The sequence below is a fragment of the Luteitalea sp. genome, from assembly GCF_022842525.1.
Classification (GTDB): Bacteria; Acidobacteriota; Vicinamibacteria; order Vicinamibacterales; family Vicinamibacteraceae; genus Luteitalea.
Window position 1 is genome coordinate 32326 of record NZ_JALHPM010000009.1, and the last position, 17786, is coordinate 50111.

Annotated in this window: 10 protein-coding genes; 2 read left to right on the plus strand and 8 right to left on the minus strand. The window is 72.0% G+C overall.

What is annotated here, in order from left to right; genetic code table 11:
• The first annotated feature begins 8 nt into the window (after positions 1-8).
• Entirely contained in the window at positions 9-308 is a 300-nt protein-coding gene (locus Q0C41_RS03530) for a DUF1330 domain-containing protein (RefSeq protein ID WP_291981071.1), read from the plus strand.
• Here Q0C41_RS03530 and Q0C41_RS03535 read toward each other — a convergent pair.
• From Q0C41_RS03535 to Q0C41_RS03570, 8 genes are all read right to left on the minus strand, one after another.
• Positions 277-1116, minus strand: a complete 840-nt coding sequence (locus Q0C41_RS03535) for a hypothetical protein (protein WP_291981072.1) — start codon at positions 1114-1116, stop codon at positions 277-279. The two genes, Q0C41_RS03530 and Q0C41_RS03535, sit on opposite strands and share 32 nt — an antisense overlap.
• Entirely contained in the window at positions 1113-2756 is a 1644-nt protein-coding gene (locus Q0C41_RS03540; protein ID WP_291981073.1) for an effector-associated domain EAD1-containing protein, read from the minus strand. Before Q0C41_RS03540 ends, Q0C41_RS03535 begins: the two co-directional genes overlap by 4 nt.
• Before the next feature lie 6 nt (positions 2757-2762).
• Positions 2763-3566 (minus strand): caspase family protein, encoded by an 804-nt coding sequence (locus Q0C41_RS03545; RefSeq protein ID WP_291981074.1) that lies wholly within the window; start codon positions 3564-3566, stop codon positions 2763-2765.
• A gap of 100 nt (positions 3567-3666) precedes the next feature.
• Positions 3667-4731, minus strand: a complete 1065-nt coding sequence (locus Q0C41_RS03550; protein ID WP_291981075.1) for a hypothetical protein — start codon at positions 4729-4731, stop codon at positions 3667-3669.
• Positions 4732-4769: 38 nt separating this feature from the next.
• Positions 4770-10274 carry a hypothetical protein gene (locus Q0C41_RS03555; RefSeq protein WP_291981076.1) on the minus strand — a complete coding sequence of 1835 codons (5505 nt, stop codon included), beginning with the start codon at positions 10272-10274 and terminating at the stop codon, positions 4770-4772.
• Positions 10274-12577 (minus strand): CHAT domain-containing protein, encoded by a 2304-nt coding sequence (locus tag Q0C41_RS03560; RefSeq protein ID WP_291981077.1) that lies wholly within the window; start codon positions 12575-12577, stop codon positions 10274-10276. Before Q0C41_RS03560 ends, Q0C41_RS03555 begins: the two co-directional genes overlap by 1 nt.
• Positions 12574-13911, minus strand: a complete 1338-nt coding sequence (locus Q0C41_RS03565; protein ID WP_291981078.1) for a hypothetical protein — start codon at positions 13909-13911, stop codon at positions 12574-12576. The genes Q0C41_RS03560 and Q0C41_RS03565 overlap by 4 nt, the downstream gene beginning before the upstream one ends.
• 10 nt (positions 13912-13921) lie before the next feature.
• Positions 13922-15652, minus strand: a complete 1731-nt coding sequence (locus Q0C41_RS03570) for a S8 family serine peptidase (RefSeq protein ID WP_291981079.1) — start codon at positions 15650-15652, stop codon at positions 13922-13924.
• A gap of 157 nt (positions 15653-15809) precedes the next feature.
• Between Q0C41_RS03570 and Q0C41_RS03575 the strand changes: the two genes are divergently transcribed.
• Positions 15810-17786 carry a hypothetical protein gene (locus Q0C41_RS03575; RefSeq protein ID WP_291981080.1) on the plus strand — a complete coding sequence of 659 codons (1977 nt, stop codon included), beginning with the start codon at positions 15810-15812 and terminating at the stop codon, positions 17784-17786.

Sequence of the window (17786 nt, forward strand, 5' to 3'; positions counted from 1 at the left end):
TTCCTCCTATGCCCGCCTACGTCATCGTCGAAGTCCACGTCACCAACCCCGAACCCTATGCCGCCTACCGTGATCTCGCGGGCGCGAGCGTGGCCCGCCACGGCGGTCGCTTCCTCGTGCGCGGCGGGGCCGTCACGCCCCTCGAGGGCGACTGGCACCCGCAGCGGTTCGTGGTGATCGAGTTCGCCTCCGTCGACGCCGCAAAGGCGTTCTACTTCTCCGACGACTACCAGGAGGCGCTGAAGGTGAGGCTCGCCAATTCGACCGGCAAGGCCTTCATCGTCGAGGGGTACGCGCCTCCGGTGTAGGCGCGTCGAGCGCCCGGCGCGCCTCGTTGCGCAGCGTCTGCGCCACGCGAGGGTTCGCCGCGAGCGCGCGCAGCGTGTCCGGCTCCGTGGTGGCCACCTCCGCCGGTCTCTGCACGAGCCCCTCGAGCAGTGACACCGGCACGCCTCGGGCCTCGGCCTGCTGCGTGAGCGCGACGCCGCGCGGCGTGCGCTCGAACTCCTGCAGTCGGCGCAGGCAGTCGGGGAACCGAGCCGAGGCCTTGCGGTAGAACTCGAGGTTGGCGCGGAAGATGTCGGCCGACCCGGTCTGCTCGGCCACGGCGGCCTGCGCCTCGAGGTTGCGCCCGAAGGCCTCGCCATTGCCATTGGCAAACAGCGCCATCGTCCAGCGAATGCGGTCCATCACGATGTCGGGCACACGCGAGGCATAGCGACGCTCGTCGGTGACGTCGACGAACTCGGTGACCGACGCCTGATACGGCACCGCCTCGAAGTACAGCCGCACCCGCTTGCCCGGCACGACCTTGAAGGCAAAGAGCTCGCCCGTGCTGTCGCGATCGCGGGGCGCGACGTCCGTCCCGTCCTCGTACTCGGCGGTGACGCGGACCTGCCAATCCGACGGCGCGGCGTTCTGATGATCGGAGCCGAGCACGCGCCCGTAGAGCACGGCGGTCGGCTCGGCCGGCGCCGGCGTGGGACCGTCTGCGCGACCACTCGCGGCCTCGGCTGCGGCTGGCGCCGCCGGTGGCGCCTCGCCGCTGCGGCACCCGCCGAGCGCGATGGCGACGGCGACCGCAACGGCGACGACGACGATGTGCGGGGACCTCATGGGGTGACCTCCCTCCAGGTGATGACCTTGAATGCGGGCCTGGGCCGAACGGACGTCGTCGAGCGGATGCACGCCACGAGCACGACCGGCGCCTGCACGGGCTCGGCGAAGACCCACCTGCGCGCGAGGTGCCGCTGCGGCAGCGACACGGCTGCCGCCTCGACGCCGGTGCGCATGGCGATGCTCGCGTCCTCGATCACCACGTCCCCGATGGCCACCAACTGCACGTCACGGGAGCGCGCACCCTCGGCCGCCGGCCACGCGCCAGTGGTCTCCAGTCGGAAGAAGGCACGCTGGTGGTCCGCATCCGACCGGCAGCCGTCAGCCTCGCCTGATGTCGTCGCGAACGGCACGGCGACCTCGCGCACCGGTAAGCGCACGCGCACGGGGGGTGACGAGGCCGGCAGCTGCGACGCGGATGCCGGCGTGCCCTGCCCCGCAGGCGGGTCCATGCGGGCCCACCACACGGGCACGGCGACCAGCGCCGCCGCGATTGCCACCCCGGCCGCGGCCATCATCCGCGAGCGGCGACGACGCGGTGCCGCGAGTCGCTCGACCTGCCTCAGATCGTCTGGTGCGGCGGCCGGTGCCACGCGCGCCGGCGGCAACGGCTGGAAGAACCCGGCGGGCAACGCCGCGGCGATGGCGTCCAGCGGCACGCCCTGATTGGCGAGGCCTTCGGCCGATCCGCGATGGAGGGCGACCAGTTCCATCTGGGCCGTGAAGCACGGCGAGCCGGACGACCCCGGTTCCGTATCCACGCGGTAGCGCAGGCGGGTCGGCTCCCGGCTGTCGTAGCGTCCTGTCGCGAGCTTGAGCGTGTCGCCCTGGGGATGCTGGATCACGAAGATCGTCTCGTCGGGCTCCAGGTCGCGGCACTGCGGGGTGATCCAGCCACGCGGCGGGGCGTCCGCGGTGCCGCCGGTCGGCCGCTCGCCGGCCGGCTCGGCCAGGCGGAGGATCGCGAAGTCGAGATCGGCCACGGGACTGCTCGCCACCAGCCACTCGTGCGCCAGGCCGAACGTCTCCCCCTCCCGAAGGCGCGATCCGTCCGGCGAGAGCTTGAAGTCGAAGCGGAACACCATCGACGGCTCGGGCTGCATCGCCAGGGCCTCGATGACGTGCCGGTTGGTCATGACCAGGTCGGGCCCGACGAGGAACCCGGTGCCGAGCGCTCGCCAGGGAGGCGCCTCGACGCGGCACACGGCGAGCTCGGCCTGACCCAGACGGGCGCGCCACTGCGCGATGTCGGAGAACCCGGCGCGGAAGACGCGCTTCTCGAGCTCGGGGTCGTCCGGGAGCGCCGGCGCGAGACGCACGCCCTCGGCGAACTGCCGCAGCGCGGCATCGAGCGGACGGGCGTCGCGTGCCTCGACGACCATCCGCTCGAAGGCCATCACCTGCGGATTGCCTGGCACTTCGGCGCGCGCGCCGTTGACCAGCGCGGCCAGCCGCCCGTGCGCTTCGGCCCAGGCGATCACCCGGAAGATGACGTCGTCCAGCGCGCCCTCGCCGGCGATGACGGCGAGGTGCTCGTCGAGATGGAACTCGACGAGGCGTTCGAGCGCGGCAGGACGCGGAAACGCGTGCCGCAGGGCCGCGTGCAGCGCCTTCTTCTGGCGACCGTCGAGGGTGTACACGTCGGTTCAGCTGAACAGTTTCCGCCGCCGATTGGCGTTGCTGCCCTCCAGCTGCGGATGCTGCGGATAGTCCCCGATGAGGCTCGTGATGCGACTGTGCAGGCGATTGTACGTGAGGGCGTGCGGCGCCTCGCGGATGGCCTTCAGCGCGTAGAACGTCATGGCACCGTGGTAGGTGCCTTCGATGTTGGCGTCGTAGGAGTACTCCTTGTCGGTGCAGCCGGTGAGCAGCACGTCCTTCATGTCCGCCTCGGGATGCTTCTCGATGCGCTTCGGCTTGGCCTTCCACGGGTTCTGCAGCACCTTGCCGCCGCGCAGCGCCGGGCTGAGGAAGCGGACGCGGCGATCGTCCGGTGTGCGCAGCCCAGGGATGATGTCCGACACGGGCGCACGCGTGGCGGTGCCCGAGAAACAGTTGTCCAGCACGACGGTCAGTCGCACGTCCGGCTTGACGTTGTCGAACAGGGTGCGCAGTTCGTCGTCCACGATGTCGTTGTCGGCGATGTCGTAGGGACAGAGAATCTCGTCGTACTTCTCCTCGTCGCCATCGGTGTCGGCCTTGTACGACCCGTGCGACGAGTTCGTGAAGACGAGCACGTCACCCGCCTTCGCGCCCTTCAGGAGGGCCTTGATGCCGTCGAGCATCCGCTTCTTGGTCGCGTCCTTGTCGAGGATGATCGTGATGTCCCGGAAGCCGTAGAGCTCCTTGAGGACACTGCCCCAGGCCGTCGCGTCGTTGACGCAGCCGTTGAGATCGGACCCGTCGTACGGGTAGTCGTTGATGCCGACGCAGAGTGCCTTCTTGGCCATCGTGTGCTCCTCGTGTGTTGCCCCGTGTCGGCCGGCTCGGCGAGCCGGCCCTCCCAACCCCTCAGCCCTGAGCCCAGAGCCCAGAGCCCAGAGCCCTGTTTCACTCCCCGAGATCGAGCAGCGCCTCGAGCGACGGTGGCTGCAGACGTCCCACCGCGTCGGCCGGCAGGGCGCCCGCCATGGCGCCGGCCAGCGTCGCCGGCGCGCGCTCCAGACCAAGGCCGAGACTGCGCGCTTCCTGGAACGTGCGCTTGATCTCGGTGCTGACGCGCGTGCGATCGGCCCGCGTGAGGTCGGGTGACGTCCAGGCCTCGAGCATGGCGCGGCGCACGTGTGCCTCGGCCACGACCGCGTTGCCGTGGCTGAGCGCCGTCAGGGCGTCCCGGAACGGCGCCGCGATCGACGCCAGGCTGTCCCAGTCGTCACGCTCCGCCATCCGCTCGAGCCGGAACAGCATGTAGTCGGCGCCCATGAGTGGCGCCCCGCGCAGCCGCAACGCGCCCTGCTGCACCGACAGGTCGCCGACGGCGATCTGCGTGACGTCCTTCCGGATGACGGCGACATAGCCGGCATGCAGCGCGCGCGGCCACTGATCGCCGGCGTACGCGAGGTGCACGCCCAGGTGCTGCCGCCCTGCGGCCGCGCCGAACAGCGTCTGCACGGCGCGCGTGACGGGCCCGACCGCCGCCAGCGCCGTCGAGAGGGGCGGCTGCGCCAGCACTTGCGTCACCGCTTCGATCGCCGTGACGAACTGGCCGAGCACCCTGGTGCCCTCGAGCGCCACCAGTCCGGCCGAGACTTCGACGACCCCGCCGCTGCAGGGCAGCAGCGGCGTCAGCGGATGGTCGAGATGCACCACGTCGCCGAGGTGCGCCTGATCCAGCCCTGGCAACGTCATCGGCCCGACGATGCGCGGCAGCTCGACGTCCGCGTCGCCGAACCGCAGCCGCACCAGCGCGTGGACGGCCGGATGGCGCGTGGTGAACCACGCCTGGTCCTGCGCCAGTCGCATCTCGGCGAGCCAGAGCCTGAAGTAGTGCATCCCGGCCTGGCACACCGCCCCCGTGTCACCGGCCGGCTGCACGGCGGTCGCGGGCAGGTCGTGCACCACGTGGTGCGCGGCGTCCCTGCCCCACCATCCCTCGAGCGTTTCGAGAAGAGTCACGGCTGGTCGGGCTCCTGTGGCAAGGGGGGTCGCCGCTCTCAGCGGGCGTAGACGGTGACCTGCAAGGCGAGCTCGATCGCGGCATCGCGCGGCAGGAGGCGCTGGGCGTGTCCGAGCACCATCTCGCGCGCCCGCAGCAGGAACTCGTGCGGGTCGAGGGTGCCACTGTCGCTCAGCGTCACCAGGCGACGACCAAGCAGGCGCACGACGAGCGACGACAGCTCGCCGTCGAGTGGTGGCAGCACGACAACGAAGGGCACGCCCTCCTCGGCCAGGGCCGCGCCGATGACCCGCAGCGAGGCGCAGGTCTCGCGCCCGGCCGGCGTGAGATCGAGCGACGCCCGACGCGGCGGCTGCAGCACGGCACACACCATATCGGGAAACGTGTGCGCGATCTGTGACGCATCGAACAGCGTGCCGCGATCGCCCCGGAGTGACTCCAGCGATTCCTTGACGTGCAGGTCCTCGCCGCCAGTGACCTCGAAGAAGAGGCCCTGCGGCGTATCGATCGGCTGGGCCGCGACATGGACGACCCGGATGTCGCGCTGGCGCACGCCTTCGCGCACGACGTTGGCTGGCACTGGCGTGACCGATGCCCGCCGCGCCCGCACGGCCGGCTCCCACGCGTACGAGGCCTGGCGCGCGTCACCCGCAGTGGCCGCAATGGTGGCAATCGTCCACGGCGCCCCCGTCGCCGGACGCAGCGGCCGAGCGGCCCGCGCCCCCCGCACGGCCCGCACGACGAACGGGCGCAGGCGCATCACGTCCACCGTGCCGGACCAGAGCAGCGCCTCCCAGCACGGCCAGGCTGTGGTCGTCTCCAGATCGAGCCACATGCGCTCCAGCGGCGGGGTCCTGGGCAGGGGCGACGACAGCGCCGTCCCGAGGGGCGGCTGCCGCAGCGCGTCCAGCCCGGAGAGCGCCTCGATGCGTCGGATGCGGAGGTGCGCCACCGTGACCGGCTCGCCGCGTTCGTCTGCCAGCGTCACCGTCGTGTCCAACGCCGCCTGGCGGTCGGATGCCCCGTCGGTGTCTGTCGACGTCACCCGCGCCACCCACGTCGGTATCCCGCCGCTGGCGCGCGTGGCAGGCGCGCGCCGCCGCATGGCGCCCCAGATCGCGGCGCCCGCGGCGAGGAGCACCAGCGCGACGGCCAGAGGGAGCACCGGCAGCGGCGTCATCTCGCTGGTGGCGGTGGCGCCGGGTTCGTCGGTCCCCTGACCCGTCTGGCCAGGGTCGACCGTCGCACCCGGCGGCAGCATCGTGGGTGCGTCGGACCGGCCCGTCGTCGTGACCAGCCACCCGATCAACAGCCCCGCGGCGAGCAGCGTCGCGAGGCCCCCCAGCGCCCACCAGGGCCAGGCCAGCCGCGAGCCCGAACGAGGGCTCCTCGAGGGCGCGCCCGCCGGGGAGGGCGCCGTCGTGGGTGCGTACGAGGGTGGGGCCGGGGCCGACCGCGTCGGCGGATCGGACGGCAGGGTGATGCCAGACGACGTGACGGGCGTCTGCGCGGTGCCGTCCTGTGCGGCGGCCGCACCCTCGGAGGGCCAGTCGCGCAGCTCCACGGGAAGCGCATCCGCCGCGCTGAACATGACTTCCGGTCGCACGCCCGACGCGACCCAGTGCTGCACGACGATCACCCGGTGCAGCCAGGGCGTCCACTCCGTGAGGCCGGGCGCCTCCGTCAGCGGCAGGCGCGAGATGCCTTCGATGACCGACCACGACGGCAGTCCGCTCGCACCAGCCGCGGCACCCGCCACGAGGGCCCCGTGCGCCTCCTGCAACGCCGTGAGGTCGAGGGCGTCACGCGGTACGCCCGATCGCACGCGCGTGATCGCCAGCAGCGCGGTCACCTGCCAGATGCCCAGCGCGTCACTGGCGTCCTCGAACCAGGTGAGCGCGAGCGCCAGCAGGCGCAGGGCGTGCGCCGGCAGACGCAGCGCCAGCAGCTCCCCCTCCTCCATCGCGATGGCCGCGGCGCGACGCACCCCGATGCGGCGCACCAGCTGCGTCGTCGGCCCGCCTGGCGACACGCCGAGCGCCGCACTCCGCGTCCACAGGCGCAGCGCGAGCTCGGGATGCGCCGGGAACCGGCTCCACCAGGCTTCGGGCGAGATCGGCGTCAAGCCGTGCCCGGTGCGATCGACGCCGCCGAGTTCGGCGCACTCGATCAGATCCAGCGCGGCCGCGGCCCTCGCCCACTCGCTGTCACCGCCGGCAGGCGGCGCGGCCAGCACGCGGCGACCCCAGGCGGCCAGGTCCTCGCGCGCCTTCGCGTCGGGCGCGCGACGGGCACGCCAGATCGCATGCGCGTCGTCCAGTGAGGCGACCGGCATCTCGGCCAGCGGCCGCACGGACTCGTCATTGGCGATTCGCCCGTGGATGAAGGCGCGCATCCGCTCACGCTCGGCGAGCGGCACCTCACTGGCCCCGGCCAGCAGCTGCCGACTCAGTCGGCCGTGTTCGCCGAGGCGCATGCGAGTGACGGCCGCGATGCGCGCCCGATCGACCGCGACGGCTACGACCGTATTGCGGGCGCTGGTGGCGACCGACGCGAGTTCCGCGAGCAGTCGCAGGCCGTCCTCGGGCCGGCCGCACTCGACGTGATCGAGCGCGATGGCCACCGCACGTGGCGGCACGACGACGAGACCGAGGCTGTCGGCGATCGCCACGTCGTCCGGACGGATGAGGGGGCTCGCGGCGGCACCCGAGAGAGGCGCCTCCGGCACGCGGACCGCGGCGGTCAGACGGAGGCGGAGCGCCTCGAGCCGATTGGCCGCCACCTCGCTCGCCACGGGCATCAGCAACGAGAAGCGGGCCAGCGTGTCCTCGACGGGTTCGAGACCGGCGAGTCCGCGCAGAGACTCGAGCGTCACCCACGACGCGGCATCGAGACCACGCGGCCACTGCAAGCAGGGCGGAAGCTGCCCATCGCCCGGCTCGGTCATCGCGTCGAGGGCGTCCTCGAACCTGGAGCGCGCCTCGTGGACCTCCTGATGTCGGGCGGCGAGACGCCCGGCGCAGGCCAGCGCGATGGCGCGCGCAGGCGCGTGCGACACCTCGGCGGTCACGGCCGTCAGGCTGGCCAGCCATGGGGCCGATGGTGCCGGCGCCAGTGGGTCGGCCTGCCGTTCGGCGGCGTCCAGGCACGCCATCACCGCCGCGATCACCGGGGCCAGATGCGACGGCGCCGAGACGATGACCTCAGGGTCCTCGATGAGACTCGCGAGCCGGGACGCCCACCGCTCGATCGCCGGCAGGTCGAGCGACGCGGCGGCGCATGTCAGGCCACCGCTCGCCGCTCGCACGAGCACGACCGCACGCACGTCCGGAGGCGCCAGGTGCTGCGCGCCCTCCCAGGCCGTGGCCCACAGATCGGCGGTGCCGGCCGCGCCATGCTCGCGGACGACACACTCGGCGTACGTCGTCAGGCACGCCGCACGGGCGCCCGGATCCACCTCGGCGCCAAGCGACGCCTCGTCGGCCAGCACCCGCGCCAGCACGCGGACGCCCCAGGCCGACTCCGGGCCAGCCGTCACACGCGTGTCGAGGATGAGCCAGGCCCGCAGCACCGACGCGCGGTCGGCATGCACGAGTTGCAGCAGCGCCTGCACCACCGCTTCATCGGGCACCTCACCGACCGGGCCGGCGTCGAGGCGCTGCCACAGGGCCGGCAGCACACGGCGGCGCGCCGCGTCCAGGACGCTGGTCTCCTCACGTTCGAAGTACCGCCACAAGCGCATGCGCAGCTCGGGCTCGACGGCGTAGTACCCACCTGCCTGGCGATCGATCCACTCCTGCGCCGCGATCTCGCGCAACACGGCGTCTGCCACGTCGTCCCGGATGTCGACGCATGCGCGCAGCGTCGCGTCGTCGAAGCGGCCGAGCAGGGCGACGTGTGGCAGCAGCCGACGGACGTCCTCGTTGTGGATGCGATCGAGGATGCGGATGCGGACGAAGTGATCGACGTCGTCGCCGACGATGCGCGCCGGATCCACGTCCTGCTGCTTCGCGATCCAGGTCGCGTACACCGACAGGCTGAAGGGGCTGTACCGTGGCGACGCCTCACCGGCCGGGAGGCCCAGCGTGGCGGACGACGCCGCGGCCACGCTGCGCGTCAGCACCGGCACGACGAGGGCCTCGGGCACGGACATCAGCTGCAGGTACGCGCGGGCTTCGTCCCCGGAGAAGGCAAAGACGCGATGCAATCGCAGCCACGGTCGTTCCGGCATCCCCGCAGCGACCACCTCGCCGTCGGCATAGGTGCCGGCCAGCGGTCGCCGACCACACAGCACGACACGCAGCGCCGGCATCATCTCGTGCAGGCGCTCGAGCAGCGCGAACGTGCGCTCGACGCTGTCAGGCAGTGTGCCACTCGGGCCGAGCCGGTCCAGCTCCTCGCACGTATCGAGCAGCAGGACGATGCGACGGCCGCCGCTGGCGACACTCTCGCAGGCCCAGCGGAACACCTCGAGCATCTCCTCGACGTCGGCCGCCGGCGTGCGATCGCTGTCGACCCGCTCGTGCAACAACGCGATCTTGCTGAACAGCAGCGCAAAGGCCTCGGAGGCGGCGAGCCGATCGTCCTTGAGGCGAAGCTCCTCGGCCAGGTGGGCGATCAGCAGGCCAGGACGCCGCGCCGGGTAGTCGGGATTGATGTGATCGAAGTCGATGCGCGCCGTGACCGTGGGCGGCAGCACGACACCCGGCGGCAGGTGCTCGTCGGTGCCGGACGTCAACGCGCGCATCAGCATCGTCTTGCCGACGCCACCGCCGCCCAGGTAGTGCATCGCCCACACGCCGTCCGGGCCGGTCAGCAGATCGCGGTAGGCCTCGAACATGGCGCGACGCGGCAGGTAGCCGCGCAGCATCGCGCGGTCGCTGCGCTGGCGGTCGAAGAGCGCGAGGCGCCGTACGGACCGCTGGTGCAGCGTCGTGGCCTCGCCCGGCACCACTTCGGCCACGCGCTGCAGGGCCTCGATCCACAGCCAGGCCTCTTCGGGCCGCTCCTGCGACAGGGCCTGATCGAGCTCGTGCTCGAAGGCCTCGCGCAGCGTCGGCAACGTGCTGGTGGCATGCGAGGCCACGACGGCCCAGCGCCACGTGGCCGTGGGCATGTGCTGATCGCGCGGCTGTGCGAGCACACGGCTGGCGATCGACTGCACCAGCGACGCGAGGGCGTCGAGGCCATCCTCTTCGATGATGCGCGAGAGCCAGGCCGGGCGCGCGTGGCGCGACACCCAGAACAGGTGCTGCGCCGGTGTCACCTGCCCGGCGTCGTCGATGGACAGCGGCGTCAGCGTCGCCTCGATGAGCCCGTCGTCCCGCCAGGCGTCGAGCACGTCGAGGTCGGCCGCGCTGCCCCAGCCAGGCATGGCGCATCGCGCGGCCAGCGTCGGCGTCCACACGGGGACGAGACACACCCAGCGGATGCTCGCCGGGTCCAGCTGATCCGGCACGCGGGGACCGATGCCACCGGCCAGCAGCGACTCGACCCGAGCCAGCACCGATCCCACGTCAGGCAGCCCAGGCGCCGTCGACATCACTGGTCTCCCAGCCCGCTCAGGACGTCCTCGTCGGTGGCGGGCACCACGACGTCGGCGTCCTGCAGCGTGAGGAGCACGTTGTTGAGGGGCTCGGCCTTCTCGCGGAACTGCGACGGATAGCCGGACGCGGTGGCGCGATGGATGGAGTTGTAGAAGCGGTCCACGTCGAGCAGCGCCAGCGTCGGCGAGAACACCAGCGGCTGCGCCCGGTGCAGCAGCAGGTGCAGGTAGATCGAGCGATCCGACACGGCCTCGCGCAGCGGGTGCAGCTCCTCGCGGATGGCCCAGTTCGAGATCGCATCCAGCGCCTTCCGGACCTGCTCGTAGGGCTCGGCGTAGTTGAGATCCTTGCGGTAGGTGAAGGCCACCGGGATCGGATCCTGCTCGGTGCCGAGTCCGCCGGCGCGCAGCAGCTCGGCGACGAAGCGACCGGCAGCGCCCGCGTAGCGCTGCACTTCGTCGAGCAGCACCACGGCGAGTTGCTGGCCCGGCCTGCCGCGTGGTGCCCCGAGCTGTGCGACGACCTCGTCGCGGAGGCTCCAGAGGTCCATCTGCAGCGCCGTGCGGAACCCGTTGGCCTCATCCAGGGCGAAGGCGTCGTCCACGGCCGGATCCACCTGCGCCGCATGGCCCTTGAGCGATCGGGTGAGCTGGAGCACCTGCGACACCCAGGTGTGGGCCGGCAGGCCGAAGCGCAGGCGTGTCTCCAGGGCCGCGGCGAGAATCTCGCGGACCACGCCGGCGATGTCGGTCGCCCGTTCGGGCGACGCCTGGTTGTGCAGGCGCAGGCAGGGGACGTGCCCGGCGTGAATCGACGCCACGGCGAGTTCCTCGAGCAGCCGCGATCCGCCGACCTGCCGGTCGCGATCGGCGTCGCTCATCGCGATGCCGAGCAGGCGCCGCGTGCCTCGCGGCGGGGGCGCCGTGGCCGCATGCCATTGATCGAAGAACCGGAGACGGCCGCAGAACGCCGGCGGGTCGGCCTGCCGCCGGAACTGCCGGACGGTCGACTCGCGCCGCCGGGCGGCGTCGAGCTCGAGGGGATCGACCTGCAGGCTGGCCGACGCTTCGGTGAACACCACGGGCGTGGCCCAGTCCACCGTGTCGCGCGGGTCGAACCCGTGCGCGAACGCGCCGCGCCGACCCGCCGCGGCCGACCAGGTCGGGTCGCCACGCAGCAGTGACTGATAGAACTGCCGCGTGAAGAGACGACACGCGAGATCGGCGACCTTGCCGCCCATGCCGATCACCAGCGCCGGGCCGCCGTGCACGCCGTCGCCGGCCACGAGCTCCGCGCCGAGCGGCAGGGTGCCGGCCGACGTGGGCAGCACGCCGGCACCGCCACCGAAGACCTCGAGTCCCGAGAGGGTGTCGAGGGGGTCCGCGGCCGGCGGCAGCGGCGTCGCGCTGTAGCAGGCGTTGAGTACCAGGACGGGCGGGTACGCCACCGCGCCGGTGGCGTCCGTCGTTGCCAGCAGCGCCAGCAACTGCGGCGCGGTGTAGTCCTGAAAGGGCAGTCCGGCATCCGAGGCGATCAACCGCAGTGCCCCTCGGCCTTCGGCGAATCCTCCATGGCAGATGAAGTGGACGACCGACGGCTGGAACTCGGCCACCGCCGCCTGCAGCATCTCGGCCGTGCAGTCGCGCAGCACGCGGCTGTCGATCGTCAGGTCCAGCGTCTGCAGCCGGCGCAGCAGTCCGAGGTACTCAGCGCCGGCGCGGATCTCCGTGTCGTCCTGGAGCGAGCCGATCACGAAGAGGACGCGCGGCGTGAAGACGCGCGGGGCGGTGATGGCCACCGGCGCCGTGATCTGCCGGCTCATGAGGACGAGCGGCCCCGGTCGCGCCGCCAGGAAGTGCTGGCCGTCGTGCAGCAGTTCCCAGGGCAACCGCATCAGCGCCCAGGCGTCTGGCAGGCAGTCGAGACGCAGCTCGATCGCGGCGCCGGCGGCCTCCGCGATCACGTGCGCCCAGACAGCCTCACCGAGCGCGAGCTCGAAGAGGTACCGCCCGAAGCGACGGGGCATGCCGTCGGAGGCCTGCCCCGAGGCCATGTTGGCGTACCACCGACCGAGCGTGGGGGCGTCGAGTGCGTGCAGGTCGGCCTCGTCGACGGCGCCCGCGGCCAGCGGCGGGTGGCACGCCGGGAACGTCAGCAGCGTGTCATCCGGATGCGGCAGCGGCAGGGCCCCGATCGACCGCGTCGACCCGGGGACGACGACGCCGGCGGCGTCCCGGACGTCGCGCGTCCATCCACCGGCGTCGTCCGCACGGAGCCGGATCACGAAGCGCACGCTCATGGCAGCGGCTCCGCATCCATCAGATCGCGAGCGAGTGTCACGCCCTGTGCCGCCACGCGCCCCGCGACATCGTCGCGTGAGGCACGACTGCCGGGCTCACGCACCGCGGGCAACCATGTGAGAAGGTCGTCGGCAATCGCCTCTCCCTGAAGGCCGGTTGGCGCCGTCTCTCCGTCCTTGCGGCGCAGCCCGCTCGCCGCCACCAGGGATCGCGCCCACGCACGCCGCGGGCGTGCCGACGGGGTGGCCGGCCGGCGCGGCAGCGTCGACACCCAGGGCCGCAGCGCGGCGCGGTCCCAACTGGCGGGATCCCAAGCCGCGAGCGCGGGAAGCGACAGGCGGCGCACCGTGACCTGCAACAGTGCCTCCACGACGCGCCTGCCGTCGGCGGTCATCGCCGCGAGGCGCGGATCGCTGTCGACGACGGTCTGCCATCGGGCGACGTCGGCCGCCACGTCGGTGGTCGGTGTGCGCAGCACGGCGCACGCCTGTGCCATCACCAGCAGCCGCACCACCGGCGGCGGGTAGGTGTCCCGAGGCTGCACGAGCGCCGTGGCGTCGTGCGTCTCGGCCACGGCCAGCGCCCAGAGTGCCCACTGCCCGTGCATCAGCGCCGCATAGGCATCGGCAAAGACCTCCCCGCTCCAGCGCGTCCAGTCGGCGGTCGCCTGCGCATCCAGCGTCACGCTCTCGACAACGGCCGTCCGCGTCGGATAACCAATCCATTGCGCGTCGGCGACGTGGCCAACCTCGTGGCCCAGGTGGATCAGCCACCATGGGGCGGTCACGCACGACGCCGGCACGCGGACGACGGCGAAGGGCAGGGCGTCGAGCGCCTGCCGGAGAAACGGCGCGTCGATGTCGCGACGCAACGTGCCCGGGACGAGCCCGTGGGGAAACACTTCCGGCGTCAGGGCCGGCTCGACGTACGGCAGGGGCGGCGGGCCGGCGGGCCCGGCGCCCGCTGCGGCCAGCGCCAGCGCCGGCTCACGCATGCAGCTCCACACGACCTCGTCGGCGCCGTGCAGCACGGGTGCCAGCGTCGGGTCGTCGCGCTGGTCGAACCGGTCGCGGAAGAAGTCCCACAGGCGCCGCACCCACGTCAGGCGACGGTCGTGGACACGGCTCTGCTGGAGGATGGCCGCGTCGTCACCGGTCATGGATGCCATGGGAACGCGCAGCTCGCCGAGCACGCGATCCAGCAGCGTGCACACGGCCTCGAGCTGCGACCGATGCTGACCGAGCGCATCGGCACGCACGCGCCGATCGCGCCAGGCCGTCAGCTCGCGCGTCAGCCGTCGCCATTCGGCCTCGGTCTCCCATGCGCCCGGCATCGTCTCTCGCTCACGCCAGGCGTGAGAGCAGGGCCTTCGACCCTTCGCGCGGCAGGCGCGCGGCCGGGGCGCCGCGGGGCGCCGCTCCGGGCGTCGCCCGAGGTGTCAGCAGCTGACCGCGCTTCTTCGGGCCAGGCCGGGCGATGACGCGGGCGCGCACGTCCGGGTTGGTCGCCACGTGGAACAGCAGTTCGTCGCCGAGTTCGGCGAGCACCACGGGCAACTGGGCGTCGGTCGTCCCGAGGAGGCGCACGAGACCGCTGCGCACCTGGTCGGGGGTCGTCTCCGGGTAGTACGGGAGGAAGCGATCCACATCGTTCTGGCCGCGCGGCACCACGGAGGCGCGCACGCGCAGCCCCGATGCCGGCGGCGTCGACGGCAGCGGCGCACGCAGCAGCTTCTCGACATTGAGGATGCCGGCGCCGTGCTTGTCGGTCCGCCAGCCGCGCGGGGTGTCGACCCCCTGCGTCATCAGCACTTCCTTGAAGACGGCGGCGATCTGGCCCTTGCCGTACCGCGTGATGAGCGTGTCGCGGCCGTGGAACGCGAGCCACAGCGCGCACGCGCCGGCGGTGGTCGCCACGGCGTACGACGTGCCCGAACCGACGTCCACGATGTCGTCGGCCTGCCCGACGTCCTTGCCGGGACGCGCCACCCAGACCGACTCCCCTGGTGCCGTCACGTCCACCGTATCGCCACTGGCCGACTTGCTCCAGATGGCGCGCTGGCAGTTGCAGGCCGCGCACGCGATGACCTGGTCGTAGCGCGCCGGATAGACCACCCACGGCCACACGTTGCCCGCGGCGGCGAGGACGACGACGCCCTCGCTGACGGCGTAGGCGATGGCGCGCTCGAGAGCGCCCGACGGGGTGACACCCCCGAGACTCATCGAGATGACGTGGCAGCCGCGATCGGTCGCGTAACGGATCGCCTCCGCAAGCCGATCGAAGCCGAGCAGGACGACGCGCGGCGTGACGCGCAGCGGAACGATCGTGGCCGCGGGCGCGACCCCGGACACGAAGGTGGCCCCGGCGCCTCCCGTGCTGCTCATGATCACGCTGGCCGTCGTGGTGCCATGCCCGGGATTGCCGGCCTCGAGCGGATCGCGCGCGTCAGGCGTGCGAAGGACGAAGTCGAAGCTGTCGGCCACGCGCACCCGCGACGGCATGTCGATGATCTCGGCGTGCCCGGTGTAGCCGGTGTCGGGATGGCCGATGACGATGCCCTCGCCCTTGGCGCGCCCCTGCGGCGTCGGCGGCATGAGTGCCCAGGCCTCCTTGACCCGACACAGCTCCAGACTCCACTCCGTGTTGGTCCTGGCGCAGGGCAACGGCGCCTCGGCCGAGAAGTCGCGAGGACGCAGGGCTGGACCGGCGGCCGTGGGCGCGAGCGTCCCCGGGGGCGGTTCGAGACCGGGCTGGTCGATGGCCGGCTCGGCGTCGGCGATGTCGCGATGGGCCTGCAACGCGCGGGTGTGCGTCCAGGCCTTGCCCGGGTCCATGGCGCGCCCATCGAGGCGTGTCACCCGATAGTCGCGCGCCCCGGGGCCGAGCGCCTCCACGCGCACGGCCTCGCCCATCACCGCATGGACGGCGGCCTCGGCGATCGCCTGCGCTCGCGCATCGTCGCGTTCGGCCGGTGCGGCATGGACGAGGAGGGCCCGACACGTCGCGGCGTAGGCCGGCGCGGCGGGTGCGGGTGGGGCGATCTGGGGCGTGCTGCGAGTCGAACGCTTGGCCATGGCAGTACCTCGACGCGTCGTGCGTCCCGGCCGGATGTCGGGTCATGAGCGACAACGCTCGGGTGGCACACAGCGAACAGGCGTGTGCGATTTGGCTCGACGCGCCGTTCTTGTCGGTACACGTCAATACGCAAGCCAGAGCTTTCAGGAGGGACACATGGTGCGCCAGCGCACGTGGACGACATCGGTGACGCTGCTGTGGCTGGCAGGAGCCGGTCTCGCGGCCCTGTCGGCGACTCGACTCCTGGGCACCGCGCCCGGTGGCCCGGTGACGCTGCATGCCAGCGTTTCCCCGGCACAGCCGGTCTACGGCACGGAAGACGACTACGGCTACGGGAGTCGGCTGACCGACATCGAACGGGCGGGCCGAGACACCTGGTACTTCTGGACCGGCGGCAACGAGAAGTTCTGGGTGCGGATGGCGGAGCTCACCGAGGGCAACGTCGACCTGCTCAACTACGTGGACTCGCGCCGCCACGGGCGGCGCTTCCGCGAGCTCGGCGCCGTGACGCAGCCGGGCTGCGAGGCGGCCACCGGGCCAGATGAGTTCGGCCTGTGGCTCGACACCTGCCGCCCTGACGCGCTGCCCGCGTCCTTCGGGCAACCCGCCGGCATCGTCGGCCTGCGGCGGTTCCCGAACCCGGCCTTCAATCCCGCGACCTGGAATGCGGAGACATACCGGACGCATCCGAAGGGCATGCAGCCGCCCTACCTGATCGGCATGGCCTGCGGCTTCTGCCACGTCGGCTTCAATCCGCTCAATCCGCCGGTCGATCCCGAGCGGCCGAAGTGGAGCGAACTGGCCGGCGCCATCGGCAACCAGTACTGGGAGGAAGGCCGGCTCTTCAACCTGAAGATGACGCCGAAGGACTTCCGCTGGCACCTCGGCAACCGGCAGCCGCCGGGCACCTCGGACACGTCACGGTTCGCGACCGATCACGTGCACAACCCGAGCAACATCAACGCCGTGTTCCTGCTGGGCCATCGCCCGACCGTGATGGAGAAGATGCCCGATGGCACGGAGCGGGCCGTGCATCACATCCTCAAGGACGGCGCCGACTCGGTGGGTGTGGCAGGGGCCTCGCTGCGTGTGTACGTGAACATCGGCATGTGCTCGGACATCTGGCTGACGCGCATCGACCCGGTGGCCGGACTGGTGCCGCAGCAGCCGTTCCGCATGGCCGAGGCGCGCCAGAAGTGCGAAGACTGGCGCAACACGGAAGCGCGCATGGAGGCCGCCGAGGCCTTCCTGAAGACCATCGGCCCGATGCACCTCGCCGACGCGCCCGGCGGCGCCCGCTACCTCGGCGAGCCGCAGGCCGAGGTGAGCCAGGGCGCGGGCGTCTTCGCGCGCGAGTGCGCGCAGTGCCACTCGAGCAAGCAGCCGCCATCGCCCCTCGCCGATCCCGGGGCGCGTCGCGCCTGGTTCGAGAACGCCGTCCGTGAGCCCGACTTCCTGACCAACAACTTCCTGTCCGACGACCGCCGCTACTCGGTGCGCGAGCTGGGCACCAACGTCGCACGGGCGATGGGGACCAACGCCCAGAAGGGCAACGTGTGGGAGGAGTTCTCGTCGGAGACCTACAAGCAGCTGCCACCGGCCGGCACCATCGTCGGGCTGTACAACCCGCGCAAGCCGGATGACCCGATCTCGATGACCGTATCGAAGGGCGGCTACTACCGCACGCCGTCGCTCGTGTCGATGTGGGCCACCGCGCCGTACCTCCACAACAACGCCCTCGGCACGTACGTGAAGGACCCGTCGGTGGCTGGTCGCATGGCGGCCTTCAACGACGCCGTCGAGAAGCTGCTGTGGCCGGAGAAGCGGCTCGGCGTCCAGTCGATCATCGTCACCAGCACGCCGAGCGAACTGGGAGTCACGGGCCGCGATCGCCCGGTGCAGATTCCCGCGGGCACCCCCGTCGACCTGATCGCACGCGTCGATCCGACCCGCCTGCCGGCGCTGGTGCGCAATCGCGTGATTCTCAACCTGCTGTCGGACGAGACGCTGTTCCGCGGCTTCCTGCGCAACAACGTCGCCCCGGACTTCGTGCTCGACCGTGGCCACACGTTCGGCGCGCAGCTGAAGGACGACGACAAGCGCGCCCTGATCGCCTATCTGAAGCGGATGTAG